This is a genomic window from Rhodanobacteraceae bacterium, from assembly GCA_016713135.1.
Classification (GTDB): Bacteria; Pseudomonadota; Gammaproteobacteria; order Xanthomonadales; family SZUA-5; genus JADKFD01.
In genome coordinates, this window is record JADJPR010000004.1 from 126,769 (window position 1) to 150,286 (window position 23,518).

The window sequence follows — 23,518 nt, forward strand, 5'->3', positions numbered from 1 at the left end:
CGGCACGGTACAACGTGACGAGGCCGCACGGTGAGTCTTGCGATCTGCCGCTGTTGCTTCTCTAGTGTTCTGGTTCCCCCGCAGATGAACGCATCGGCGCCCCGCATTGGGTGCGTCGCCCCTCACCTTGCTTTGGAGATACAAAAATGTCGGATCGTCAGATCGGTACCGTGAAGTGGTTCAATGACGCCAAGGGCTTCGGCTTCCTGAGCCGTCCGGATGGGGACGACGTGTTCGTCCATTTCCGCGCCATCCAGGGCAGCGGCTTCAAGTCGCTGCAGGAAGGCCAGAAGGTCAGCTTCCTCGTCACCAAGGGCCCGAAGGGCCTGCAGGCTGACCAGGTGCAGCCGCTGTAATCAGGCAACCGCGGTCGGCCGCTGGCTGATCGCAGTACGCCCGTTGTAAGCGCTCGGGCAGGCCAAGGCCTGCCCGAGTCGTTTCTGCCGTCCATCCAGGCGCTGTCGCGGAACATCGTGGCCCCGCCACCCATCCGGAGACCTCCTGATGCTGACGTTGAGTGTGCGCGGCCTGCCGCGCAAGATGACCGAACAACTGCTGACCGAAATGTTCACCGCGCACGGCCGCGTGCGCAATCTGAAGATGTCGCGTGACCTGTTTTCCGGCGAGTGCCGCGGCTTCGCCGAACTCGACATGGAAGGCCACGAGGCGCGCAAGGCGATTGCCGCGCTGAACGGTTCCACCGTCGAGGGCGAGGCGCTTAAAGTCGGGCTGAAGAGCGAGCTGAAGCAGCGTCGACGCTGATCGGCGCAGCTGCCACAATCGGCGCACCGCGTGTTCGGAGCGAACCATGCAAGGCTCGTTCAAACTTATTGCGATGTTCATCGCGGGCCTGGCGGCCGGCTGCAGCAATGCGCCGATGTCGCCGGTCATCGAGGACGATGCGGACGCCGATCCGCGCCGGAATACCTCCGCACCCACCGCTGCGCCAGACGGCGCCTGGCATTGGCTGGGTACCCAGGTGGGCGCGGCGCTGTGGGTGATCGACGAGCCCACGCGCTACCGCATGGAATTCGCCGGCGACAGTCAGCTGCAGCTGCAGGTGGACTGCAACCGCGGCAGCGCCGGGTACACCCTGTCGGCCGATGGCCTGTTTCAGGCGGGCCCGCCCGGTCTGACCAAGATGGGCTGCGGCGATGCCAGCCATGACCGTGAATTCATCGGCCAGCTGGCGCAGGCGCGCCGTTTGTCCTTCGATGGCGACTGGCTGCAGCTGGCGCTCGGCGGCGAAGGTGGCGTGATGCTGTATGCGCGCGACCCCGCGCTGCGCCTGCACGGTTACCAGTGCGAGGAAGGCGGCGCCTTCGCCGCGGCTTTCGGTGCTGCCAGTGCTGCCGTGCTCGTCGATGGCAATGTGCACGTGCTGCCACAGGTGCCATCCGGATCCGGTACCGAGTACCGTGCGAATGGCATCCAGCTCAGCACCAAGGGCGAATTGGCGACGCTGTCCGGCGTAGGCCGCAACCGCCGTGGTTGCCGCTTCGGCGATTGATCGCTCCCCAGTGTCGTAGGCCATTGCAGCGCGCAGCGCTTCAACGGCAGAGCGCCGCAGAACCTCTGCGCGGTATTGCGGCCTAGGCTCGGTGGCCGACCACCTTCACCAGCACCACCTCACCACCGCCTTCCAGCACCGCGCGCTGTCCGCCTCCATCGCCGTGCAGCAGCACGGCATGTCCGCTTCCCAGCCAATGGTGGGTGTCGCCCAAGCGCAGCTGGGCCTCCCCTCCGAGCAGGTAGACCAGCCAGTCGCAACCGGCCTGGTCGAAGAACAACATGCTGCCGACCAGGGTGCGCGGAATCAGCTGCACCTCGTCCAGGATTTCGGCCGCGATCAGGTTGAACACCCACGCGGCCTCGCCTTCGAGATGGCCGACCGGCGCCGGGACGCCGGCATAGGCGTGTGCGCGCAGGCGCGGCGCCAGATCCAGGCGCCGGCCGTCTTCCCATTGCAGGCGGAGTGGCCCGCCGTCAACCAGGCAGGACCAGCGACGGTAACCCGGGAATGCCGAAAACGGGCCGCTGGCCTCCACTCTTGCCAGGCTTGCACGCCAGAAGTAGCCGTCCGGCGGGCCGATGCGCGCGATCTCGCGCGTGCTGCCGCCGCCGTTGCGCCAGCGCACCACCGCCTGCTGCTCGGGCGGGATCGGCGTGATGCGCATCAGCGCCGCGCCAGGATCTGCGCCAATTCGGTGGCGGTCATCAGCAGGCTCTCGCGCCACGGCAGGCCAATGATCGCCGCGCCGGTTTCGCTGTCGCGGAAGGCTTCTTCCTGCCCGTCGCCCAGTAAATGGCGATAGTCCACCGTGATCTCGCTGCCGGCGGCCAGGTCGCGCCGCGCGAACACGAATCCCAGGTGCCACAGGGCGGTCGGCGCGAAGCTGTGGTTGATGTAGCACTCGTCCGGCCACTCGGGCGTGGCCGTGTAGCGATCCTCGAACCAGCGCACAGTGGCGGGGAGCAAGGACACGCCATCCGGCAGGGCCATCAGCTGGTCCATGGTGTAGACCTGCGGGATCGCATCCGGGGCGACGATGATGTTGCCGGCGGCGACCGGCTCGTCGACGAACAATCCCTTGCCGGCGCCGGCGATCGGCGAGGCATCGACACGGTAGCGGGGCAGGATCATGGTGGTCGGATCGGTGGCAGGGGCGGGGAGTATTGCAGACACGGCGCCTTAGACTGGCGTCCCGCACTGGCCGAGGTGCCCATGTCCGAACCCTGCATCTTCTGCGAGATCGTCGCTGGCCGCGCGCCGGCCAGCATCGTGCACGCCGACGCGCTGACGCTGGCCTTCATCGACTTGCGCCAGTTCCATCCCGGCCATGTGCTGGTGATTCCGCGCGCGCACCTGAACGATGTGCGCGAACTCGACGAGGCCACCGGCGCGGCGCTGATGGCCACCACCTCGCGCATCACCCGCGCGGTCTCGCAGGCCTTTCCGAATCACGGGCTGAGCCTGTGGCATTCGATCGGCCCGGGCGGCCACCAGGAAGTGCCGCATTTGCACATCCACGTGCATCCGCGCCTGGTCGGGGATGGCTTCCTGCGGGTCTATCCGGGGCCCCTCCCGCGCTCCACCGAGGCCGAGCGCGAGGACTACGCCGAGCGTGTGCGCGCCGCGCTGGCCAGCGGATGACGCACGCAGTTCGGCCGGACTCCTGGGAGCCCGGCCGTGTCATCCATGACGCCGCTGCCTGAGCGGTCTCCGGGGCATCCCCGTGCCCGCTGCACCGCCCTGGGGAGTCGGCGATGCAGCGGGCGGCGGGAATCAGGGAGTGGCGGGCTTGGCCGGGGCCGCGCCGCCGGTGCGGATCAGATCGCGGTTCTTCTCGACCGTCTTCAGGCCGATGCCCTTGACGTTGACCAGTTCGTCGGCGCTCTTGAACGGTCCGTTCTTCTGGCGGTACTCGACGATCGCGCGGGCCTTGGCCTCGCCGATGCCGTTGAGGTTGTCGGCGATCGCCGCGGCGTCGGCGGTGTTGATGTTGACCGGCTCGCCGGCGGACACGTACAGCGGCAGCGACAGCGCGAGCGCCAGCAGCAGGTTCTTGAAGATGTTCATCGGAGTGCTCCTTGTGCGGTGGTGGTTGCCGGTCGGTCGTCGTCCGGCTGATGCACAAGCTACGCAGCCAGCGGGCGCGCCGCGTCCAGCGAATCCCGCATCGGCACGAGCGAAAAGGACACGACGAGGTGTAGGAAAAATCCGACAGCAGGTAGACTCGGCGTTACCAACGGTTGCGCCGCATCGCGCGACCCAAGTTTCAGGAGCAACTCGTGTCGCAGACGCAGAAGGTCATGGACTTCGTGTCCGAGAAGTGGGATCGGGAGATCGTTCCGCAGCTTTCCACCTACATCAAGATCCCCAACAAGTCGCCGATGTTCGACCCGAACTGGGTGGAGCGCGGCTACATGGACGAGGCGATGAGCCTGCTGGAAACCTGGGTGCGCGAGCAGCCGATCAGCGGCATGCAGGTCGAGCGCATCCAGCTTCCCGGGCGCACCCCGCTGCTGTTCATCGAGATCCCCGGCAAGGGCGACGAGACCGTGCTGCTGTACGGGCACATGGACAAGCAGCCGGAAATGGTCGGCTGGAACGTGGACCTCGCGCCCTGGACCCCGGTACTCTCCGGCGACAAGCTCTATGGCCGCGGCGGCGCTGACGACGGCTACGCCACCTATGCCTCGCTGACCGCGATCATGGCGTTGAAGGAACGCGGGCTGGATCACTCGCGCTGCGTGGTGCTGATCGAGGGCTGCGAGGAATCGGGCAGCTACGATCTGCCCTTCTACATCAACCACCTCGCCAGCCGGATCGGCACGCCCAGCCTGGTGGTCTGCCTCGATTCTGGCTGCGGCAATTACGACCAGCTGTGGCTCACCACCAGCCTGCGCGGCCTGGCCGGCGGCACCCTGCGCGTGCGCGTGCTCGAAGAGGGCGTGCATTCGGGCGATGCCAGCGGCGTGGTGCCGAGTTCCTTCCGCGTGCTGCGGCAGCTGCTCGACCGCATCGAGGATCCGGCCACCGGCCGCATCCTGATCGACCCGTTGTATGTGGACATCCCGGGCGAACGCGTCGACCAGGCCAAGGAAGCCTCGCAGGTGCTCGGCACGGCGATCTACGACAAGTTCCCGTTCCTGCCCGGCATGCATCCGATGGGCCAGGACCTGTCCGACCTGGTGCTCAACCGTACCTGGCGGCCAACATTGTCCGTCACCGGTGCCGACGGCCTGCCGTCGCTGACCGATGCCGGCAATGTGCTGCGCCCGTACACCTCGGTCAAGCTCTCGGTGCGCCTGCCGCCGACGATGGACGGCGAGCGCGCCTCGCGATTGCTCAAGGAGGCGCTGGAAAAGGATCCGCCCTATGGCGCCCGGGTCGAATTCGAGGTGGAGAAATCGGCGACCGGCTGGGCCGCACCGGCCACCGCCAGCTGGCTGCGCGAATCGGTCAACGAGGCCTCGCGCCAGTATTTCGGCCCACGCGCCGCGGCGATGGGCGAGGGCGGCACGATCCCGTTCATGAACATGCTGCAGGAGCGCTTCCCGGCGGCCCAGTTCGTGGTCACCGGGCTGCTCGGCCCGAAGTCCAACGCGCATGGCCCCAACGAGTTCCTGCACATCCCCACCGGCAAGAAGCTGACCGCCAGCATGGCCAAGGTGATCCACGAGCACTACGTGAATCGCGGCGGCACCCAGGCCGAGGCGGATGCCGCGGCCGCGGCCGGCTGAGCGCGAAAATCCAAGGACGGAGAAGGCCATGGCCACATTCAAGCCAAGCTGGTTGTTGTACGGCGCAACCGGTTTCAGCGGCCGCTTGATCGCACAGGCGGCCAAGGCGCGCGGCCACAATGTGATCCTCGCAGGTCGCGATGCGGCCAGGATCGAGGCATTGGCGGCGAAGATCGGCGGCGCCCACCGCGTGTTCGACATGAGCAGCCACCGCGATGTCATCGACCGCGGCTTGGCCGGGGTGCGCCTGGTGCTCAACTGCGCGGGTCCGTTCTCGCTGACCGCGTCCACCCTGGCGCAGGCCTGCCTGCGCACCGGTGCGCACTACCTCGACATTGCCAGCGAAATCGCCGACCACCGCGTCGTCCAGCGCCTGGACGAGCGCGCGCGCGAGGCCGGCGTCATGCTGCTGCCCGGCGTGGGCTTCGGGGTCCTGGCCAGTGATTGCCTGGCCTACTGGCTGAACGAGAATCTCGCGGGTGCGGTCACGCTGACCCTGGCCTTCTCGGCGGGTGCCAGTGCCTCGCATGGCACGCTCGCCACCTTCCTCGAAAGCCTGCAGCAGAGCGGGTTCGTGCGCCGCACCGGGCAACTGGTCGCCGCCGAGCCCGCCAGCGAATCGCGCACGATCGATTTCGGTCCCGGCAAGGAACAGCGCGCCGTGCTGTTCCCCTGGCGCGCGGATGTCCTCAGCGCCGGATTGTCGACCAATATCCCGCACATCCAGAGCTACGCCGCGGTGCCTGCGGTGATGCGCTTCGTGCTCAAGAAGCGCGGCTGGTTCGAGCACGGCCCGCTGCGCAAGCTGCTGGAAAACTGGGTGGCCCGCACCCCGGATGGTCCCACCGAAGCAGCGCGCGCCAAGCGCAAGAGCTGGGTCTATGGCGAGGTGGTGAACGAGATCGGCAACCGTCTGCGCGCCGTGGTCGAGTGCCCCGATCCCTACGATTTCACCGTCCACGCGGCCCTTGCAGCCACCGAGCGCGCCCTGACCGGGCATGTGCCGGAGGGGTTCACTACGCCGGCGCAGTTGCTGGGCAGTGAGCCGTTGAGCAGCTTGCCGGGGGTGAAGTTGCACCGGTTGAAGTAGGGGGCTTGCACACCTTTCTCCGTGTCGCTGGCTTGATGTTTCCGGGTCTTTGCTTGTCGCGTGTCGACTCGTCGCCGGCGGCTCTGGTATTCGTGGGCGGAGCCGCCCCGCGACAGCGGTGCGCCTGACGCTCCACCCAAGGCGATTCCCCCCGAGCAAAGTCCGGGCGCTTGCCTGCTCGCCCAATCCGGTGCAGCCTCCGCCATACCCTGGCGTACGGACACCGGCCCGATGACTTCCCCCTACCCGCACCTGCTGTCGCCGCTGGACCTCGGCTTCACTCAGCTCCGCAACCGGGTGCTGATGGGGTCGATGCACACGGGCCTGGAGGACCGGGCGAAGGACTACGACAAGCTCGCGGCCTATTTCGGTGAGCGCGCGGCGGGGGGCGTGGCGCTGATCGTGACCGGCGGCATCGCGCCGTCGATCAACGGCTGGCTGGCACCGTTCGCGTCCAAGCTGTCGTGGCCGTGGGAGGTCAAGCGCCACCGCAAGGTCACCGCCGCGGTGCACGAACACGGCGGCAAGATCGCGATGCAGATCCTGCACGCCGGGCGCTATGGCTACCACCCGCTGTCGGTGTCGGCCTCCCCGATCAAATCGCCGATCACCCCGTTCCGCCCGCGCGAGCTGAGCCGCAGCGGGATCGAAAACACCATCGAGGACTTCGTGCGCACCGCCGCCTACGCCCGGGATGCGGGCTACGACGGGGTCGAGGTGATGGGCTCCGAGGGCTATCTGATCAACCAGTTCCTGGTGAAACGCACCAACCAGCGCACTGACGAATGGGGCGGCTCCTACGAGAACCGCATGCGTTTTCCCACCGAGATCGTGCGCCGCATCCGCGCCAAGGTCGGGCGCGACTTCATCATCGTCTACCGCCTGTCGATGCTGGACCTGGTCGAAGACGGCCAGACTTGGGAAGAGATCGTGCAACTGGCCAAGGCCATCGAGGCCGCCGGCGCCACCCTGATCAACACCGGCATCGGCTGGCACGAGGCGCGGGTGCCGACCATCGTCACCAGCGTACCGCGCGCGGCTTTCGCCTTCGTCACCGAGAAGATGAAGCGCGAGGTGACGCATCCCGCTGGTGACCACCAACCGCATCAACATGCCGGACGTGGCCGAGAAGATCATCGCCAGCGGCCAGGCCGACATGGTGTCGATGGCGCGCCCGTTGCTGGCCGACGCCGCCTGGGTCAACAAGGCCGCCGCCAACAAGGCGCAGGAGATCAACACCTGCATCGCCTGCAACCAGGCTTGCCTGGACCATGTGTTCGAGAACCGCCGCGCCTCCTGCCTGGTGAACCCGCGCGCCTGCCACGAGACCGAGATCGTGGTGAAGCCGGCGACGCAGAAGAAGCACATCGCGGTGGTTGGCGCCGGCCCGGCCGGGCTGTCGGCCGCCACCACGCTGGCCGAGCGCGGCCACGCGGTGACGATCTTCGAGTCCGCCAGCGAGATCGGCGGCCAGTTCAACATGGCCAAGCAGATCCCCGGCAAGGAGGAGTTCCACGAAACCCTGCGCTATTTCCGCGTGCGCATCGCGTCACTCGGCATCGATCTGAAGCTCGGCACGCGCGCGGACGTGGCCGCGCTCAAGGGCTTCGACGAAGTGATCGTGGCCACCGGCGTCACCCCGCGCCGCCCCGGGTTCCCGGGCGAGGATCATCCCAAGGTGCTGAGCTATGTCGATGTGCTCGCCGGCAAGGCGGCGGTGGGCGCCCGTGTGGCCATCGTCGGTGCGGGCGGCATCGGCTTCGATGTCGCCGAGTACCTGACGCACGAAGGGCATTCGCCGACCATCGATCCGCCCGAGTGGTACCGCCAGTGGGGCATCGATGCGACGCTGTCCAGCCGCGGCGGACTGGCCAAGCCGCAGCCGGCCAAGCCGGCGCGGCAGGTCTACCTGCTGCAGCGCTCGGCCGGCAAGTTCGGCGAGCGGCTCAACAAGACCTCGGGCTGGGTCCATCGCGCCACGCTGAAGATGGCGCGGGTCGAGATGATCGGCGGCGTGAGCTACGAGGGTGTGGACGAGCGCGGCCTGAAGATCCGCACCGGCGAGGATGTGCGCACGCTGGAGGTCGACAACGTGGTGATCTGCGCCGGCCAGGAGCCGAACCGCACTCTGCACGACGAACTGGTCGCCGCGGGGATCAAGGTTCACCTGATCGGCGGCGCGCACACCGCGGGCGAACTCGACGCCAAGCGCGCCATCGACCAGGGCACGCGGCTGGCAGTTACCCTCTGAGTTTCTCCGACACCACCCGCGCCACTGAGAAGTCGCCGCTGTCCAGGCGACGCTGCAGCGCCGCCACGGCGCGCGGCATCCACCACAGCGAGAACAGCCCGAAACCGATGCGGAACAGGTAGATCGCGGCAAACAGCATGAGCAGGCCGGCGTGGCCGAAGCTGAGCGGCAGCCACACGAGGACCAGCAGGCCGAGGTAGAACATCACCACGTTGCCGGACTCGGCCACGATCATCACCTCGCCCGGCGGACGCGAGCGCGCGCGCCACACGCCGTGGAGGGCGTTGAGCAACCGCAGGGCAGCGTCGCCGGCCAGCAGATGCAGGAACCAGGGCTCGGCGAGCACTGCCGCCAGCGAACTCAGGCCGATCGGCTCGATTGCCGCTGCGGTGGCAGGGACCATGAACACGCTGACCACCAGTCCCATGCCCATGACGCCGAGCGGCCCGAGCGTGCCGGCGCGCGGGGTGCGCATGCCGGTGCCGTCCTCCAGGCCATCGACGATCCCGACGATCTCGCCGGCTTCGCCGTCGCGCGCATGGCTGGCTTCCATCCAGCGCCGCGCCAGCGGCAGCCGCACCCAGTCCAGCGCCAGCGTCACTGCCGCATCGAAGATCATGAACACCATCATCGAGGCCGGCGACCACCCGAGTGCCAATGCGCCGAAGATCGGCATCGCGCCCGCCACGGTGAGCGCGGTCGCCCGCGCGCGCACCTCCGCCAGCCCGATCTCCCGGTAATAGGCCAGCGCCGCCGGACCGCGCCGGCGCACCTTGTCGATGTCCTGCGGCGTGATCTTCACCGCACCGCTGCGCCGCGCGCGCTCTGCCCTGCTGCTCATGGCCGGTTGTTCCGTCTGCCCTGGTGCCGGAAACGATTGCGGGCAGCGGATGCGGACATTGCGGGCACCCGCAGGCCCGGCAACGCGACCTCAGGGCGGTGTTTCGAACCCGTCCGCAAGCAATGCATCCGGCACGCTGTTGACCACTCGCGCCAGCATCAGGTCGATGTTGGTCGGGCCGTCGCTGACGCGCGTCAGTCCCACGCACAGGATGCCATCGGCCTCGACCAGCGCGTAGTTGCACTCGTTGCTGCCGCCCAGGACAGCGCCTGGCAGCGGCGCGCGGATAAACTCGGCGGCGGCGCTGAACATCGGATCGCGCGGCTGCGCCAGCGAGGGCGCGGCCGGATAGCGGATCAGCGCGCCGTACTGGATGCCGTCCAGGCGCAGGCTGTAGGCCAACACCACCTTGTTGTCCAGCTGCACGCTGAGCAGGTTGTCGCAGCCCTGGTGCGCGAACACCCCGGGATAGGTTTCCGATACGCCGCCGGTCAGGGCTCCGTTCGCGCTGTACCTGCGATAGGCGAGCGTGCTGCCGCCGCTGCGGTAATCGATGCTGACATGCGCGATCTCGCCATCCGGCCGCAGCGCGATGCGCGGGCAGGAAAACAGCACCTCGCCGGGGTCGACGCGAAAGCCAGGCGCGCTGAGCACTACGTTCGCGCCGGTGCAGGCGGCGCAGAAAGTCGGATCCAGGGTGCCGAAGGGAGTCAGGCGCGCGATCAGGTTGTAGCGCAGCCCATCCGTCAGTGTGGCCTGCCCGGCGATCAGGTAGCCACCGTCCTCGGTGGGCGCCACGCTCTGGATCAGGTTCAGCCGAACGGCGGCCTCGTTGATGACGAAGTAACCCTCGCCGAAGTTCTCGTCGAGCGTGCCGTTGCTGAGGAAGCGCGAGCAGAAGCCGATCAAGGGGCCATCCGGCAGCCGGCCGTCGCCGCAGATCACCACGTCGCCATCGGCCTCTACATGCATGGCATTGAGGAAGCTGGTGGTGGTCAATGGCGCCAACGTGGCCACGCCCGCGTTGCCCCAGGTCTCATCCAGCCCCGCATAGTCGGGCGGCAAGACCTTCAGCACATAAGCCTGGGCGACCCCGCTGGCGCTGGAGGTGCCACCGATGTAGAGCGCGCCCGCGTCGTCCATGCCAAAGCCGCGCGTCGGTGGATCGATGACGCCGTTGCTGAAATCGAGGGCGAACTCCTGCGACGCCAGCAGCGTGTTGCCGTCGGCCGAGAACACCGCCGTGATCGCCCTTTGTGCTCCCGACTGCTGCCCCTGCAGAGCGACCAGCAGCCGCCCATCCGACAAACGCGCGGCGTACTGGCCACGCTCATTGGTCGGCACCCCGCCGATCGGGACGGTGTCCAGATAGCGAAAGCCGTTCGCGCCGAAACTCGTGTCCACGTCCCCATCCTGCAGGGCGTGCGCGCTGCCGGCGATCAGCAGCAGTGAGAACAGGATGCGCATGCAGGCTCCGCGGGTGATGATCGATCCCGCACATACGCTGTCGCGCCGCGCCGCCTGACATCCGGTGCGTCAGCCGTCCGCGAGCAGGCCCTCGTACAGGGCCAGGTCCGCCGCCGAATGGCAGCAGAAGATCACCTCGCGCACGCTGCCGCCCGCGGCCACGGCTGCGCGCACGGCCGCCAGCGCCACGTCAGCCGCCGGTTCCCGCGGGTAGCCGTAAACCCCGGTGCTGATGCACGGAAAGGCCACGCAGTGCATCCCGCGCGACTGCGCGATCGCGAGCGAACGCCGGTAGCAGGACGCCAGCAAGTCCGCCTCCCCATGACCACCGCCGCGCCACACCGGCCCCACGGTATGAATCACCCAACGCGCCGGGAGGCGATAGCCGCGCGTCAGCTTGGCATCCCCGGTGTCGCAACCGCCGAGCAGCCGGCACTGCTGCACCAACTCCGGCCCCGCCGCCCGGTGGATCGCCCCATCCACCCCGCCGCCACCCAGCAAAGACGAATTGGCCGCATTGACGATGGCGTCCACCGCCAGCGTGGTGATATCCGCCTGGACAGCGCGCAGCAGGGTCATCGGCGTCTCCGGGAAAGCAGGTCCAGGCAAAGTCTGGGACAGCCATCACCGCGCGCCAAGGCTCCAGCCGAGGGCGATTCCCCGAGAGTGTCCGCACCAAGCACGGGCGCATCAGGGGGCAACCGCCCGCCGTTCTCCGGCGCCTGGGAATGGACGCCCCAGTGGACCGACCTCGTACGCGCGGTCGAGCCGGAGCAAGGATTCTGTCGTGTCATCGGCAGCAAGGGAGCGCTGGTCGACAAGGCTGCGGAGATCGGCCAGCGTTGGCTGCGCGGCCTAAGCGTGGCTCGCTCGCTCGCGAACTGATCGGCAACACCCAGCCATACTCGGCGCCGCGGGCGCCTGGGCGTGTTGCTGCCGCCAGTTCCAAGGCGTTGAATCCGGGTGCTTATTGGCGGCGCAATCGTCCTCCTGGGCTTCATGACTGAGAACGAATTGCTGGGTGTCCTCCGCTATTTTTCCGCCTTAAAACACGGCCTGTTAAGCTCGCCAGTTGCTTCCTGCACTCAAATAGCGCGGGACAACCTGTTTCGCGGGCGGCTTGAACGCACAGTCAATTATCTTTACCTGGTGCACCCTTTCCGACAAGAAACCCTGCAACTGCTCCCAATAGCCCAAACACCGCAGAAGCGTTATTTGGGCTGCTTACGACTAATGCTGAGAAATCACCCAAGAAGGCTACGACTGTAAATCCAACCATCTGGATCCCTCCTGCACCGTACTTACTTCCGCTCTTGCTGAGTAAAACCACTTCCGAAACTACAGTGGCGACGAACGCAATCACAAGCAAGAGTCCGCTGTCCATTTTTCATTCTCCAAATGTTAAGTTTTCCATGGCGGCCTACGAATACCGCGATCGCTCACTTAACCTCGTGAACTAAGGCGGCTTCGATGTGCTTCTCGGCGACTTACTACGCCTCTAGACGGGTTCAGCTGCCACCTGCGGAAAGTCTTCCTGCACTCGCGTCTTGCAGCGGGTGGGAGCGTAGCCGCGCAACCGCTCTCGCAAACCCGCGCGACGCCAGTCTTTCGGAACCTGTTGGACACGCGCGAGATGAAGATTTCATTGGATCTGTCTAACTCTGGCATACTCAAGTTGGCGGCCGATGGAAAAATCGTCAATCGCCTCATGAAAAGGGTTATCAAGAAATCAAGTGGTTATCAGAATCATTTCTTCCCACGAATCCTCATCACTGCGGCGCGCCTCTGAGCAGCCGCGCGCGATGTGGAAAGTGACTGCACTTCTGCCATGGCCATGGCCAGTTTTCCCGTGCCAAAGTCCAGGATTCCTGATGTGTCGACCTCGCCTCGGCGATACAAAAATATCTTCGCTTCCTTGGTGTTGAAGTCGATCACTCCGTAGCGGCGTGAACTAAAGGGCACTCGCACAGCGGACGAGACAACTTCAGTCGTCTTTGTGTTGGGATGCTGATGCAGCCGATTCTTATGAATGTCCCCACCGAGATATAGCGCCACCTTGTTCTTCAACGCGGGCTGGAGGCGTTTGATGTAGAAGTCGGTGTAATAGTCCCAAGCCTGGTCACTAGCGCCAGAGAGGGTCGAACCAGAAATTATCAGTATGGGGCGCTGCGCTTGCTTGATCTCGTTCAACAACCACGCCTCCTGTGTAGCTCCGAGGAGACTCGCGGTATTGGTTGCGCCTGACCCATCCCATCGTTCCCGGTAGTAGCGCCCATCGCAAACAAGCACTCGAAACGGGTCCAGGTCAAAAGCGTTGTACGTTTCCTGATCGGCGAACGGGTGGTCGAGAAGCGATTGAACTCCGAGCGGGATCGCGGGCAGGGCGGCAGGAAGAGGTCGTAAATTCAAGGCTTGAAAGTAGTGATGAAACAACACCCGTGCAATGCGGCGCTTCTTGGGGACATCGTGCTTCGTGTCCGCGCCGTAGCAGTTGTTCCAGCAGAAGTCGTGGTCATCCCAGGTGCCAATGACCTGTCCTGCGGGGATCGAATTTGCCAAGGCACGTAGACTGCGAGTATGGAACTGCTCCCGATAGCGTTCGAACAATTCTGTCGCGAATTTTTCGACGGTCCAACCCGCCGGCGCACCCAGAGTCGGGAAGTAGTCGAGGTAGACATTGTCGCCACCGAGCAGCAACCAGTCGGGGCGGTGGGCGAGAGCATCGGCCCACACCGACATTCCATTTTTGCCGTCGTGCATCATGCACGAACCGAACACCAAAGTCGTCATTTTGTACTCCCGGTAGTGCCTGATCTCTATGTCTCGTCAAGGAGCGACTTCTCGCACCAGAAAAGCGAGGACACGGAAAAAGCGAGGACACGCGCACACGCAGAAAGGAGAGCAGAAAAAGCGAGGACACGCGCAAATTGGCGGCTTTCCAACACGGACGTCAGTACTTTCCGACAGCGCGCGCTCGCCGTCTCGGCAACGCTACTTCCCATGACGCAAGCCCGCTCCCTGCTGGTCCCCGCCAACGCACACGGTGTCTATCACTGCGTCTAGCGTTGCGTGCGTCGGGCGTGGCTGTGCGGGCGTGATCCGCTCACGGGCGCGGATCACGAGCATCGCCGGCAGTGGGTCGAAGACCGCCTGGCGCAACTCGCGGACCTCTATGCCGTTTCCATCTGGGGCTACGCGGTGATGAGCAATCACCTGCATGTGGTGATCGAGATGCATGCCGACGTCGCGCGGGACTGGAGCCCGGACGACGTCGCCGTCCGCTGGCTGGGGCTCTATCCGCCGGAGGAAGGCCAATTCGAAGCGGCAAAGGCGCAGATCGTCGGTAACAACGACCGCTTGGGCGTGCTGCGTTCGCGGCTCTGCAGCCTTTCCTGGTTCATGAAGTCGCTGAGCGAGCCCATCGCCCGGCGGGCAAACGTCGAGGACCACTGCAAGGGCCGGTTCTGGGAGGGTCGCTTTCGGTCCCAGGTGCTGGTCGACGAGACCGCCGTGCTGTCGGCGATGACCTACGTGGACCTGAACCCGATCCGCGCCGGCATGACCGCAGACCTTGAGGGCTCCGTTCACACCAGCATCCTCAAGCGCATCCGGGTCATCGAGTCCGTATCCCTTTTGGAGTCACCGCGGCCCGCGGCCGAGGGCGATTCCCTACGTGCGCCTGCCAAGAGCCCGCGCGGTCCGGTGCTCGCGCCGGTACTGGGTATTCGCGGACTGTCGGTGACGGCACTCTCCAGCACCGAGTACATCGAACTGGTCGACATCACCGGCCGCCAATGGCACTCCACCAAGCGCGGTCGGATCACTGGGCAACCGCCCGCCGTCCTTCGGCGCCTGGGAATGAATGCCTCTGAGTGGACCGACCGCGTACGCGCAGTCAAACCAGAGCAAGGATTCTGTCGCGTCATCGGCAGCGAAAGTGCGCTCCTCGACAAAGCCGGCGAGATCGGCCAGCGCTGGCTGCGCGGCCTGGGCGTGGCTCGTTCGCTCGCGAACTGAGCGGCGACACCCAGCCACTTTCGGCGCCGCGGGCGCCTGGGCGTGTTGCTGCCGCCAGTTCCAAGGCGTTGAATCCAGGTGCTTTTTGGCGGCGAAATCATGCTCCTGGGCTTCATGACTGTGAACGAATCGCTGGGTGTCCCCGCTTTCGAATCGCTGGGTGTCCCCGCTTTTACGAACGAATCGCTGGGTGTCCCCGCTTTTGCCTTGAATCCGGGTGCTTTTCGGCGGCGAAATCATCCTTCTGGGCTTCATGACTCCGAACGAATCGCTGGGTGTCCCTGCTTTTGCGAACGAATCGCTGGGTGTCCCCGCTTTTCCGAACGAATCGCTGGGTGTCCCCGCTTTTGTACTACTTTTCAACCAGATCGTCCTGGCGATTCGGGAGGCTCCTCCCATTCCTCCTTTCCCCGCTCCCGTCCCTCACTTGACCCATCACTATGAGACTAACAAATAGACTGTAATAGAGAAACACTATCGCAATCTCAAACACCGACAGCAAAAGCCCCAAACCATAAATCGGCTTAATCCAGCCTGCAGATTTGCCAAGACCACCAAGAGCCCACTGAAGCATGAAGTACTTCATTGGGACGTATGGCTTGGCACGCAACTGAACGTTCTGCTCTGCCAAATCATCGTAACGCATCACGGTCTTTGGAAATAGGCCCGAAATATAATCCGCAATATCTGACGACCTTGCACCCGCATTCGACCGAAGTCTTTTGAAGAACTCACTGGAGTGACCAGTGCGATGGCTCGCAACAGCAACAGAGCGGCCACCCTCCATGATCTCAATCTTGAAATTGTAACGATCCCCTTCCCCCAAGGGTCGCTGCTGTTGCGCTATCTGCTCCACAATTTTCAAATCTCGGCCACCTACACTAATGAGGCAACTATGTCCGTAACCAAGAACCAATTGGACACAAGTCGCCTGGAGTTCTTTATCGACACTGAGCTCAACGAGCAACTCCCGCCAGGGCCTTGCACCCGCCAAAGCATCACTGAGAGTAGCCTCGAGATCACTCCGAAGTCGCTGGCCGAAAGACTGCTCGATCTCGTAATCGTCAGGAGTCAAATTGTACAAAAAATAATGCGCCGATCCAATAAACTGGCCGAATATAGCCGCCACTATCGCAAGAATCAGAAAATTGTCAGATCTGGAAAGCGCGTGCTTCCAGCTATTGCGCCAGGCGCTTATTATCACGGCAAATGCGCAAACTGAAGCGCAAAGCCATTGCACCGACCACTCTAGAAATATTGTATGCCGGGACGCTGTCCACGCGACCGGGAAACCAAACGCAAAACCAATCGATCCAGCGACCAGGGACCGCTTCAGGATGCGTCTTGCCGTATGACTTATCATTGGCCTAACCGATAATTTTGATTTTCAAAACCGAACCTTGAAATTCTTCAGCGCCTCGGCGACGATCTCTTGTGCTGGCTAGCGCGTGTGCCTGCGTTCCTCGGCGGCGGATTCGATGGCCGCTAGCTCCGAGACTTTGAATCGAGATGCTTTCCAAGATCGAATCTATTGTCCCAGACTTCCTCACGCCCAGCTAGTGGCTGGGTCTCCCCGCTTCCCTCGCTCGGTGTCCCCGCTTCCCTAAACTACGTAAAGTCAAAAAAGTCAGCAAGCACCGGGCTGAAATGGAGACCGTTCGCCGTGCGGTTCCTAGCATCCACACATATCACTTCTGCGCCCGTTGCCCGCGTTTCCAAGATGAGGTCCCGGCCCGGCAAGAATTGATCAATTTGAATACCGTGGCGGTTTGCAGAAAGAAATACAACTCTCGTGCGTTCAGGCTTGAAGCAAGCGATAAATGCTTTCACCGAATCTACAACGTCCGGCATATGGTTGAATGCGTCGGGCTGAAATGGACAAGCGATAGACCAACGGCCTCCTGTTAATCCAGCCCGTATCTTGGCGTGGAACTTCTCTACAGAATCTCCGTAGCGAGAACGACTGCAAGGGCCGGTTCTGGGGAGGACGCTTCCGATCCCAGGTACTGCTCGACGAGACCGCCGTGCTGTCGGCCATGGCCTACGTGGACCTCAACCCGATCCGCGCCGGCATGACCGCAGACCTTGAGGGCTCGGCTCACACCAGCATCCTCAAGCGCATCCGGGTGTCCCTGCCTTTGGGAACTCAGACTACGCATGTCCGGACAGTACAATAACATCATTCGAAGGCGTCAGCTCACACTCTTTTAGCAGAGATTTCCATTCATCTTCTGGAAATACACGGGTGGATTCGTAAATAACAAACAGAATGGACGACCACGAAGGCGAGCGGTATCCCCTTGTATCGGCCAATATCTCCTCAACCACGCGCTTCGCCTCAGCTTTCGAAGTTACGAACTTATATTCAATCAAAGTTCTGATAGAAGGAATGCCACTATCTGGCTCAAAATTCTTAATCGGCTTCGAAAGTGTTGGCTTTCGCTTAAGGTCCGGATACTGACACTTGAGAATTGCTTCGATGCGGTCATGCACGTCTGCTTCCTTGGTAGGCACGGACCCGAATAATGATCGATCGCATATTACATACTCCGTACGCCTAAGTACTGCCTTAAGATCGATGGTTGCCGAGAAATTTGACTCATCAATTCCGTGCACGGACGCGATAGACTGTACAAACTGACTGGCCTTTGAGCACCAGACAAGAAAGGGCTCTTCTGACCCCATTTTGCTCAAGATCAAATCGCCAGTCTTAGCCTGATCGAGAGTCCTTAAGATTTCTGATCGTGTCTTCTCCAAACCGAGAGCTTCGGACAGGACCATCAGTTCAATGAATGCACGCTCGACGAGATAGCGCCCAACTTCTTCAGATTCGGATCGCTCGTTGCTATCTATGTCGCAGTAATAAGAATGGAGTGCCGCGCTCTCGGCTTCTCGCAGGGTCTCCGTGATCGAATTTAGCGATGCTTTGATGTCAACTGCCATAATCCCTCCACCTGAGTTCTAACGCCGCAATAAGCCGTTGCGGCACGAAAATATCCGGATTGAGCCAAGAGTCTGTCCCGCAATCGGCTTGATTGCATAGTTACAGAGGCGAGGACACGCGCAAATTGGTAACTTTCCGACACCGCCGTCAGAACTTTCCGACTGCGCGAGCCGGCCGTCTGGGCAATGCTACTCCCCATGACGCAAGCCCGCTCCCTGTTGGTCCCTGCCAACGCCCATGGTGTCTATCACTGCGTGTCCCGCTGTTTACGCCGCGCTTGGCTCTGCGGGCAGGATCCTCTCACCGGCGCCGATCACGAGCATCGCCGGCAGTGGGTCGAAGACCGCCTGGCGCAGTTGGCGGCGCTGTATGCCGTCTCGATCTGGGCCCACGCGGTGATGAGCAATCACCTGCATGTGGTGATCGAGATGCATGCCGACATCGCCAGGACCTGGAGCCCCGACGAGATCGCCGCCCGCTGGCTGGGACTGTATCCGCCGGAGGACGGTCAGTTCGAAGCGGCGAAGGCGCAGATCGTTGGTAACAGTGACCGCTTGGGCGTGCTGCGTTCGCGGCTCTGCAGCCTTTCGTGGTTCATGAAGTCGCTGAGCGAGCCCATCGCCCGGCGGGCAAACGTCGAAGATCACTGCAAGGGCCGGTTCTGGGAAGGACGCTTCCGATCCCAGGTCCTCCTCGACGAGACCGCCGTGCTGTCGGCTATGGCCTATGTCGACTTGAATCCGATCCGCGCCGGCATGACCGCAGACCTTGAGGGTTCCGTTCACACCAGCATCCTCAAGCGCATCCGGGTCATCGAATCCGAGTATCTTTCGGAGTCACCGCGGCCCTTGGCTGAGTGCGATTCCCCAGGTCCACCCGCCAAGAACCCGCGCGGTCCGGTTCTCGCGCCAATACTGGGTATTCGCGGACTGTCGGTGACGGCACTCTCCAGCACCGAGTACATCGAACTGGTCGACATCACCGGCCGCCAGTGGCACCCCACCAAGCGCGGGCGCATCACTGGGCAACCGCCCGCCGTCCTTCGGCGCCTGGGAATGGATGCCTCTGAGTGGACCGACCGCGTACGCGCAGTCAAACCAGAGCAAGGATTCTGTCGTGTCATCGGCAGCGAGGGCGCACTGATCGACAAGGCTGCGGAGATAGGCCAGCGTTGGCTGCGCGGCTTGGGCGTGGCTCGCTCGCTCGCGAACTGATCGGCGACACCCAGCCACTTTCGGCGCCGCGGGCGCCTGGGCGTGTTGCTGCCGCTAGTTCCAAGGCATTGAATCCAGATGCTTTTCGGCGGCGAAATCATGCTCCGGGGCCTCATGCTGTGAACGAATCGCTGGGTGTCCCCGCTTTTTCGGTGCTTATCGGCGGCGAAATCATGCTCCGGGGCTTCATGCTGTGAACGAATCGCTGGGTGTCCCTGCTTTCCGCCGCGATGGACTCCAGCAAATGTCAAAATTTTACTACCACGCCGGTAGAGCCGGGGGAACTCCCTTGGTGCTTAGGCGTTCCCTCCATCAGACAGGGCGTGAATAATCTCTTCAACCTCTTGGTCGCCACACGCCTTTTCGGGCAGAGAGATAGTGTGCTCCAACTGCTGAGTTAGCGTGCCGGCGAAAATGTAAAACGCGACATATGCGTTTATGGGGTGCGTTTCCGCACCGAATCCCTGTCCCAATGGATTCGACGTGGAATCCGTCGCTGGTATCGGGACGCCAGTTCCCATATACGTTTGTGCTCCTTCAGCGTATTCTATCCGCCCCCCGTAGCGCTGCAGTCCAAGGCCGTGACCATGCCCACGCATTGCGTCCGATTGATAACTGCCAACGGAACGCATGTTAACCGGCGGAAGCGGGTTCCTACTTACCCGAGGATCCGGATCGATATCCGACGGCTCCCTCACTCTTCCTCGAAGGAAGTAACCCTCAAGGTCAGGCAGCAGAAACGTAAGATTTGGGTCACGAGACCCCCAACGTGCACCGATCACCTTATAGAGAAGACGATAAGTGGCGCAGGAAAGCGAGCGGCCATTGCAGGGCAGCCACCCGTAACGCAGCAGCTCTCGCTCAAACCAAATATCATCACTCGCAAAGGAACGGACCTCTCCAACGATTGGCATGACTCCTCTCCCGATTGTTATGTCACCGATGTTTCCCTCGACCGGATGGTCGTGGGTTTTCAAGAAAGCCAAACGTCGCAATTATTCGCGGCGGCACGATAGTCTATCTTGAGCCAAGAGCCAATACCGCAATCGGCTTGAATGCATAGCTAGGCATCACCTGGTTCAAGGCCGACGGCCATCCTTCAACAGTTGAGTAGTGAGATATAAAGTCGAAATAGGCCATTGCGGCACGGTAGTTTACCTAGAACGAAGAGCCCATTCCGTGATCGCCTTGATTGCATAGTTAGCTTATCCTCCACCTCTTAAGGCTTCTTTGTGGTCCTCAGCAAGTGCTCCAGGATCCCCACAGGGGGACTGTCATCAACGCCGGAAACGGCCGATGGCCTGAAGAGAGCATTGAGTATTAGCAATTGGTCATCCGCACGAATCAGAGGCTTTTCCGCACCTTTTTCCCTGGCGAGGGCCAAGAATGCATTGATCATCGTGGCGCGTTCTTCCCCGTCTCTCATCAACGAAATGTTGTCCGAGATCAAGCGCGCAACGAGGCGAAGCAACCAAATAAAAATGAACGCGGGTAGCACGATGGGAAGCAAAGCAACAAAAGTGGCTTTTGAATCGTCTGTGCCGATGAGCGGAACGCCCCATTTCCAGAACATTCCCAGAGCCGCAGCGCAGAGAACAAGGAATACGACTCCCCACATGCGTGCAGCGTTCTTGCACCTCGTAGCTCTATTCTTCCAATAGTCAACGGGAGCAGAAGTGGCAAGCTCGTTTTTAACAAAGTCCTTCAATTCACTCCAGTTCGCGTCAAGGCGAGCTAAAGACTGCTTTTGCTCTTCTCCCCAAGTTTTCAGGGCGGCCAGCTGATCCGTCGCCAATTCATCGAACTTAGATCTTTCATTCTTCAGGAACTCTATGGCAGAGTTGTGATCTTTGTCTAACTTCGATAGTACAGCACTTATTTCACGCCTTGCGTTATCTAGCGTTGAATTACATCCAAGGCTGCCTTGCGTCGTGGAAAATGTGCGAAGTAGCGCTGCACAAATTGGAACCGTGTGGTTAGTCAAAATCTCAATTTGTTTCTGAAACGGCAAGTTAGCCAGAAGTCTAAGTGCGCCGGACGTTGGATCAACTTTCAATGTCTCAACAATCACGCCCGCTTGTGGATGGGAGGATGTGAGCACTTGCCCCTTTTCCAGCGGCTCGTTGAATCTGTGCTGGATTTTCGCGAACAACGGATCGCTTGGATTGGACTCAAAGGATTCCACATTGCTTATGAGGTTATTATAAAAGGAAACTTGTCCACCAATAATGGCATCTAATGCTTGATATAGAGTTCTTTCTTCAACTCGCCAATACTCGGATTCGGCCCTTGCCCACTTCAAGAACTCGACGGAGTCTATAAACTCAAATTCACGGTTGCTTCCAAGCTCTTTTGCAACCAGTTTTCTCGGGAATTCCACGCTTCTCCTCCTCCGAATAAGTCTAACGCCGCATTAAGCCGTTGCGGCACGACAATGTTTGGTTTGAGCCAAGAGCCTGTTCCGCAATCGGCTTGAATGCATAGTTAGGCATCAGCGCGGCCTTAAGAGTTCAAGGAGAATTTCTTTGCAATCTCTGGCCGAATTTGGACGGTCAGCAGCTTCCACCGAAATGCACGAGTTCACAAATTCCACAAATCGACTATCCATTTCTGACTTAGGTTCGAGCTTTTCGGGCCGAGTAAGCATTCGCTTCACAATTGCCCCTTCAGGACCGACCTTGTGATATATCGGCCGTCCGGTGTAGGAATGGAACAGTACCGTGCCTGCGGCATAAATGTCAGTTCGCTCATCTAGCTCTTCTCCGCTGAGCTGTTCTATGGGGGCAGAATGCTTACTACCGATGAAAACACTTGTGGCAGTCAGCGACGACTCTCCAGTCGCAACGACAATGCCAAGATCCAACAGTTTCAGTTCATTCGTAGGGAGCATCATGATGTTGCCCGCTTTTATATCTCTGTGTAGTGCACTTTGCCCATGCAGTTCCTCGATGGCCCCAAACAATTTGGACACCAATATCAATTACCTTCTTTACGTCGAAGCCCTGATTGGGAATTTGGGCTTTTAGCGTACGCCCTTCAACGTGTTCCATGACAAGGAAAGAATGAAATGGGCGGCTCGGCGACAAGAGCAAGTCAAAGACGCGTACCAGATTAGGGTGCCTCAGCTTTGATGCAACCAAGAATTCGCGGTGGACCCGAATAAGTTCCGCTCCTCGAAGCGGACTCTCAAAATAGTGTTTCATAGCCACTGATTCGCTCGGACGGAGCCCTACACCTGGTGGTGTCCTTTCTACTCTCGCCTTCCAGACCTCCCCTGACATTCCACTTCCGAGGCGTTGCAACAGACGATAGCAATCAATCTCCATTCCCGGCTGGAGCTCCCTCGTTTCCCTCACTCTCTTTTCTTCTGGCCTCTGGGAGAACTGTGAACTAGCCTTGGGAAAGTGGTTTTCAACAATGCTTGTCAATGAAGCTTGGAATGATGGTTCCAGGTTTTGAAATTGTAGAATAAGTTCCAAATGAACCAAACTTGCTTTGAGCACGACCTTTGAAGCAGGGGCGTCGTCGTGATAACCCTTGACAGTCACTGTAGCATGGTAGTATTCGCGATTTGGATTATCTTGAATATGGCGCGAAAGATCGTCGGGAGCGCCCATTACCCGTTCCGTGCCGCTTAGTGTGACTACGCACTCGGATCGTTCAGGCCATTCGAGCGCAGCTTTTAGGCGGCGAGCGCAATCCAAAACCATGCTGACGAAAGGTCGGCGAAAGAGAAACGTCCAACTACTTTTTGTGGTTGCCATTCCCCCACTCCAATAGCTATCAAATGATGCCTAACTGCATCTATACGTCACACCGGACCCATCTCCTCTATGCGACGTTCGGCAAGCGCCTGATTTTGCACGTCGCCCAAGCCAACATTGACTGGATATCAGATACCGGGTGCATCCTGTGGTGATAAGCGTTGCTCATCGCATCAATGCTGCGGTATCGCATATCCCCCCCTCAGTTCAGCGACCCCGCCCGCCTTTATCCCATCAGTCGCCGCCGCAGGCCTGAAGCAGCATCGTCGCCGGCTCCGCTCCAACCGTTGTCCCACGCAGGCGCAACTTCTCGCACCTACGCCAGAAGAAAAGTTGCTTGATGCGGCTGTGGTTCCGCCGGGCTGGCAAGGGTGCCCTGATACGTCTGAAGCCATGCGATGTTCCTGAGGCGGCGCTGCGACCGACTCTACGCCGACCGCAACGTTGTGTGAACGAAGTGTCTGCATGCGCCCCACGAGTTCGGTGCGCGACGAGTCTCGTCAGGTCAAGCCGGCGGCGCCGACTGGCCTTGCTCGCCGCGATGGCTTCTTGCGGTGGTCGGGGGAAGGATTGAGTGAGTGGCTGCACGACTCGCATCACGCTGGAAGTGACGGCCGGCGGTCGATTCACCTCTCGCGACGGGCCGCAGGCTTCTCGAAACGTCGGAATGAAGTCTCTCGATC

23 protein-coding genes and 1 pseudogene are annotated in these 23,518 nt (G+C 61.7%); 10 read left to right on the forward strand and 14 right to left on the reverse strand.

The genetic code is table 11. From position 1 onward, the window contains the following. The first annotated feature begins 146 nt into the window (after positions 1 to 146). The 3 genes from IPK27_06305 (at position 147) to IPK27_06315 (ending at position 1,510) form a co-directional block, all read left to right on the forward strand. Positions 147 to 356 (forward strand): cold-shock protein, encoded by a 210-nt coding sequence (locus tag IPK27_06305; protein MBK8067234.1) that lies wholly within the window; start codon positions 147 to 149, stop codon positions 354 to 356. A 148-nt stretch (positions 357 to 504) separates the two neighbouring features. Beyond that, complete coding sequence (locus tag IPK27_06310) at positions 505 to 762, forward strand: RNA-binding protein (GenBank protein MBK8067235.1); 258 nt, start codon at positions 505 to 507, stop codon at positions 760 to 762. 46 nt (positions 763 to 808) lie between these two features. Further along, entirely contained in the window at positions 809 to 1,510 is a 702-nt protein-coding gene (locus tag IPK27_06315) for an META domain-containing protein (GenBank protein MBK8067236.1), read from the forward strand. Positions 1,511 to 1,592: 82 nt separating this feature from the next. Here IPK27_06315 and IPK27_06320 read toward each other — a convergent pair whose 3' ends face one another. Both IPK27_06320 and IPK27_06325 read right to left on the reverse strand, forming a co-directional pair. Then, positions 1,593 to 2,177: a HutD family protein gene (locus tag IPK27_06320; GenBank protein MBK8067237.1), complete on the reverse strand. Its 585-nt coding sequence runs from the start codon at positions 2,175 to 2,177 to the stop codon at positions 1,593 to 1,595. Beyond that, positions 2,177 to 2,644, reverse strand: a complete 468-nt coding sequence (locus IPK27_06325; protein MBK8067238.1) for an SET domain-containing protein — start codon at positions 2,642 to 2,644, stop codon at positions 2,177 to 2,179. Before IPK27_06325 ends, IPK27_06320 begins: the two co-directional genes overlap by 1 nt. An 81-nt stretch (positions 2,645 to 2,725) precedes the next feature. Between IPK27_06325 and IPK27_06330 the strand changes: the two genes are divergently transcribed. Further along, on the forward strand, positions 2,726 to 3,154 hold the full coding sequence (locus tag IPK27_06330; protein MBK8067239.1) for an HIT family protein: 429 nt from the start codon (positions 2,726 to 2,728) through the stop codon (positions 3,152 to 3,154). Positions 3,155 to 3,286: 132 nt separating this feature from the next. Here the strand turns inward: IPK27_06330 and IPK27_06335 are convergent, their stop codons facing one another. Then, positions 3,287 to 3,580 (reverse strand): helix-hairpin-helix domain-containing protein, encoded by a 294-nt coding sequence (locus tag IPK27_06335; GenBank protein MBK8067240.1) that lies wholly within the window; start codon positions 3,578 to 3,580, stop codon positions 3,287 to 3,289. Between the two features lie 233 nt (positions 3,581 to 3,813). Here IPK27_06335 and IPK27_06340 point away from each other — a divergent pair, with 233 nt between their 5' ends. The 3 genes and pseudogenes from IPK27_06340 (at position 3,814) to IPK27_06350 (ending at position 8,588) form a co-directional block, all read left to right on the forward strand. Beyond that, positions 3,814 to 5,247: a M20 family metallopeptidase gene (locus IPK27_06340; protein MBK8067241.1), complete on the forward strand. Its 1,434-nt coding sequence runs from the start codon at positions 3,814 to 3,816 to the stop codon at positions 5,245 to 5,247. Positions 5,248 to 5,275: 28 nt separating this feature from the next. Further along, a complete protein-coding gene (locus tag IPK27_06345) occupies positions 5,276 to 6,337 on the forward strand; it encodes a saccharopine dehydrogenase NADP-binding domain-containing protein (protein ID MBK8067242.1) in 1,062 nt (353 codons plus the stop codon). Between the two features lie 231 nt (positions 6,338 to 6,568). Next, positions 6,569 to 8,588, forward strand: a pseudogene (locus IPK27_06350) (NADPH-dependent 2,4-dienoyl-CoA reductase). Here IPK27_06350 and IPK27_06355 read toward each other — a convergent pair. From IPK27_06355 to IPK27_06365, 3 genes are all read right to left on the reverse strand, one after another. Then, entirely contained in the window at positions 8,578 to 9,429 is an 852-nt protein-coding gene (locus tag IPK27_06355; GenBank protein MBK8067243.1) for a hypothetical protein, read from the reverse strand. The pseudogene IPK27_06350 and the gene IPK27_06355 overlap by 11 nt on opposite strands. Positions 9,430 to 9,519: 90 nt before the next feature. After that, complete coding sequence (locus IPK27_06360) at positions 9,520 to 10,896, reverse strand: delta-60 repeat domain-containing protein (GenBank protein MBK8067244.1); 1,377 nt, start codon at positions 10,894 to 10,896, stop codon at positions 9,520 to 9,522. A gap of 69 nt (positions 10,897 to 10,965) precedes the next feature. Then, on the reverse strand, positions 10,966 to 11,475 hold the full coding sequence (locus IPK27_06365; GenBank protein MBK8067245.1) for an O-acetyl-ADP-ribose deacetylase: 510 nt from the start codon (positions 11,473 to 11,475) through the stop codon (positions 10,966 to 10,968). Between the two features lie 87 nt (positions 11,476 to 11,562). Here IPK27_06365 and IPK27_06370 point away from each other — a divergent pair, with 87 nt between their 5' ends. Then, positions 11,563 to 11,781 carry a hypothetical protein gene (locus IPK27_06370; protein MBK8067246.1) on the forward strand — a complete coding sequence of 73 codons (219 nt, stop codon included), beginning with the start codon at positions 11,563 to 11,565 and terminating at the stop codon, positions 11,779 to 11,781. Positions 11,782 to 12,028: 247 nt separating this feature from the next. Here the strand turns inward: IPK27_06370 and IPK27_06375 are convergent, their stop codons facing one another. Both IPK27_06375 and IPK27_06380 read right to left on the reverse strand, forming a co-directional pair. After that, entirely contained in the window at positions 12,029 to 12,280 is a 252-nt protein-coding gene (locus tag IPK27_06375) for a hypothetical protein (protein MBK8067247.1), read from the reverse strand. 362 nt (positions 12,281 to 12,642) lie between these two features. Further along, a complete protein-coding gene (locus IPK27_06380; protein ID MBK8067248.1) occupies positions 12,643 to 13,686 on the reverse strand; it encodes an alkaline phosphatase D family protein in 1,044 nt (347 codons plus the stop codon). Between the two features lie 441 nt (positions 13,687 to 14,127). Between IPK27_06380 and IPK27_06385 the strand changes: the two genes are divergently transcribed. Further along, positions 14,128 to 14,913: a hypothetical protein gene (locus IPK27_06385; protein MBK8067249.1), complete on the forward strand. Its 786-nt coding sequence runs from the start codon at positions 14,128 to 14,130 to the stop codon at positions 14,911 to 14,913. Positions 14,914 to 15,265: 352 nt separating this feature from the next. Here the strand turns inward: IPK27_06385 and IPK27_06390 are convergent, their stop codons facing one another. Next, positions 15,266 to 16,153: a hypothetical protein gene (locus IPK27_06390; GenBank protein MBK8067250.1), complete on the reverse strand. Its 888-nt coding sequence runs from the start codon at positions 16,151 to 16,153 to the stop codon at positions 15,266 to 15,268. 911 nt (positions 16,154 to 17,064) lie between these two features. Next, positions 17,065 to 17,856, reverse strand: coding sequence for a hypothetical protein (locus tag IPK27_06395; protein MBK8067251.1), 792 nt, complete (start codon positions 17,854 to 17,856; stop codon positions 17,065 to 17,067). Positions 17,857 to 18,054: 198 nt separating this feature from the next. Here IPK27_06395 and IPK27_06400 point away from each other — a divergent pair, with 198 nt between their 5' ends. After that, entirely contained in the window at positions 18,055 to 19,071 is a 1,017-nt protein-coding gene (locus IPK27_06400) for a transposase (GenBank protein ID MBK8067252.1), read from the forward strand. A 296-nt stretch (positions 19,072 to 19,367) separates the two neighbouring features. Here the strand turns inward: IPK27_06400 and IPK27_06405 are convergent, their stop codons facing one another. From IPK27_06405 to IPK27_06420, 4 genes are all read right to left on the reverse strand, one after another. Further along, entirely contained in the window at positions 19,368 to 20,048 is a 681-nt protein-coding gene (locus tag IPK27_06405) for a tail fiber protein (GenBank protein ID MBK8067253.1), read from the reverse strand. Positions 20,049 to 20,290: 242 nt separating this feature from the next. Beyond that, entirely contained in the window at positions 20,291 to 21,451 is a 1,161-nt protein-coding gene (locus IPK27_06410) for a hypothetical protein (GenBank protein ID MBK8067254.1), read from the reverse strand. 111 nt (positions 21,452 to 21,562) lie between these two features. Next, complete coding sequence (locus IPK27_06415; protein MBK8067255.1) at positions 21,563 to 22,042, reverse strand: protein kinase; 480 nt, start codon at positions 22,040 to 22,042, stop codon at positions 21,563 to 21,565. Continuing rightward, positions 21,945 to 22,688, reverse strand: coding sequence for a protein kinase (locus IPK27_06420; GenBank protein ID MBK8067256.1), 744 nt, complete (start codon positions 22,686 to 22,688; stop codon positions 21,945 to 21,947). Before IPK27_06420 ends, IPK27_06415 begins: the two co-directional genes overlap by 98 nt. Between the last annotated feature and the right edge of the window lie 830 nt (positions 22,689 to 23,518).

Bases quoted from the DNA above. Each gene is read 5' to 3' on its own strand.
- IPK27_06315 (MBK8067236.1), top strand. From the start codon at position 809: ATGCAAGGCTCGTTCAAACTTATTGCGATGTTCATCGCGGGCCTGGCG.
- IPK27_06305 (MBK8067234.1), top strand. From the start codon at position 147: ATGTCGGATCGTCAGATCGGTACCGTGAAGTGGTTCAATGACGCCAAG.
- IPK27_06310 (MBK8067235.1), top strand. From the start codon at position 505: ATGCTGACGTTGAGTGTGCGCGGCCTGCCGCGCAAGATGACCGAACAA.
- IPK27_06365 (MBK8067245.1), bottom strand. From the start codon at position 11,475: ATGACCCTGCTGCGCGCTGTCCAGGCGGATATCACCACGCTGGCGGTG.
- IPK27_06320 (MBK8067237.1), bottom strand. From the start codon at position 2,177: ATGCGCATCACGCCGATCCCGCCCGAGCAGCAGGCGGTGGTGCGCTGG.
- IPK27_06400 (MBK8067252.1), top strand. From the start codon at position 18,055: ATGACGCAAGCCCGCTCCCTGTTGGTCCCTGCCAACGCCCATGGTGTC.
- IPK27_06345 (MBK8067242.1), top strand. From the start codon at position 5,276: ATGGCCACATTCAAGCCAAGCTGGTTGTTGTACGGCGCAACCGGTTTC.
- IPK27_06395 (MBK8067251.1), bottom strand. From the start codon at position 17,856: ATGGCAGTTGACATCAAAGCATCGCTAAATTCGATCACGGAGACCCTG.
- IPK27_06335 (MBK8067240.1), bottom strand. From the start codon at position 3,580: ATGAACATCTTCAAGAACCTGCTGCTGGCGCTCGCGCTGTCGCTGCCG.
- IPK27_06340 (MBK8067241.1), top strand. From the start codon at position 3,814: ATGGACTTCGTGTCCGAGAAGTGGGATCGGGAGATCGTTCCGCAGCTT.
- IPK27_06360 (MBK8067244.1), bottom strand. From the start codon at position 10,896: ATGCGCATCCTGTTCTCACTGCTGCTGATCGCCGGCAGCGCGCACGCC.
- IPK27_06375 (MBK8067247.1), bottom strand. From the start codon at position 12,280: ATGGACAGCGGACTCTTGCTTGTGATTGCGTTCGTCGCCACTGTAGTT.
- IPK27_06355 (MBK8067243.1), bottom strand. From the start codon at position 9,429: ATGAGCAGCAGGGCAGAGCGCGCGCGGCGCAGCGGTGCGGTGAAGATC.
- IPK27_06380 (MBK8067248.1), bottom strand. From the start codon at position 13,686: ATGACGACTTTGGTGTTCGGTTCGTGCATGATGCACGACGGCAAAAAT.
- IPK27_06385 (MBK8067249.1), top strand. From the start codon at position 14,128: ATGCATGCCGACGTCGCGCGGGACTGGAGCCCGGACGACGTCGCCGTC.
- IPK27_06420 (MBK8067256.1), bottom strand. From the start codon at position 22,688: ATGGGCGCTCCCGACGATCTTTCGCGCCATATTCAAGATAATCCAAAT.
- IPK27_06325 (MBK8067238.1), bottom strand. From the start codon at position 2,644: ATGATCCTGCCCCGCTACCGTGTCGATGCCTCGCCGATCGCCGGCGCC.
- IPK27_06330 (MBK8067239.1), top strand. From the start codon at position 2,726: ATGTCCGAACCCTGCATCTTCTGCGAGATCGTCGCTGGCCGCGCGCCG.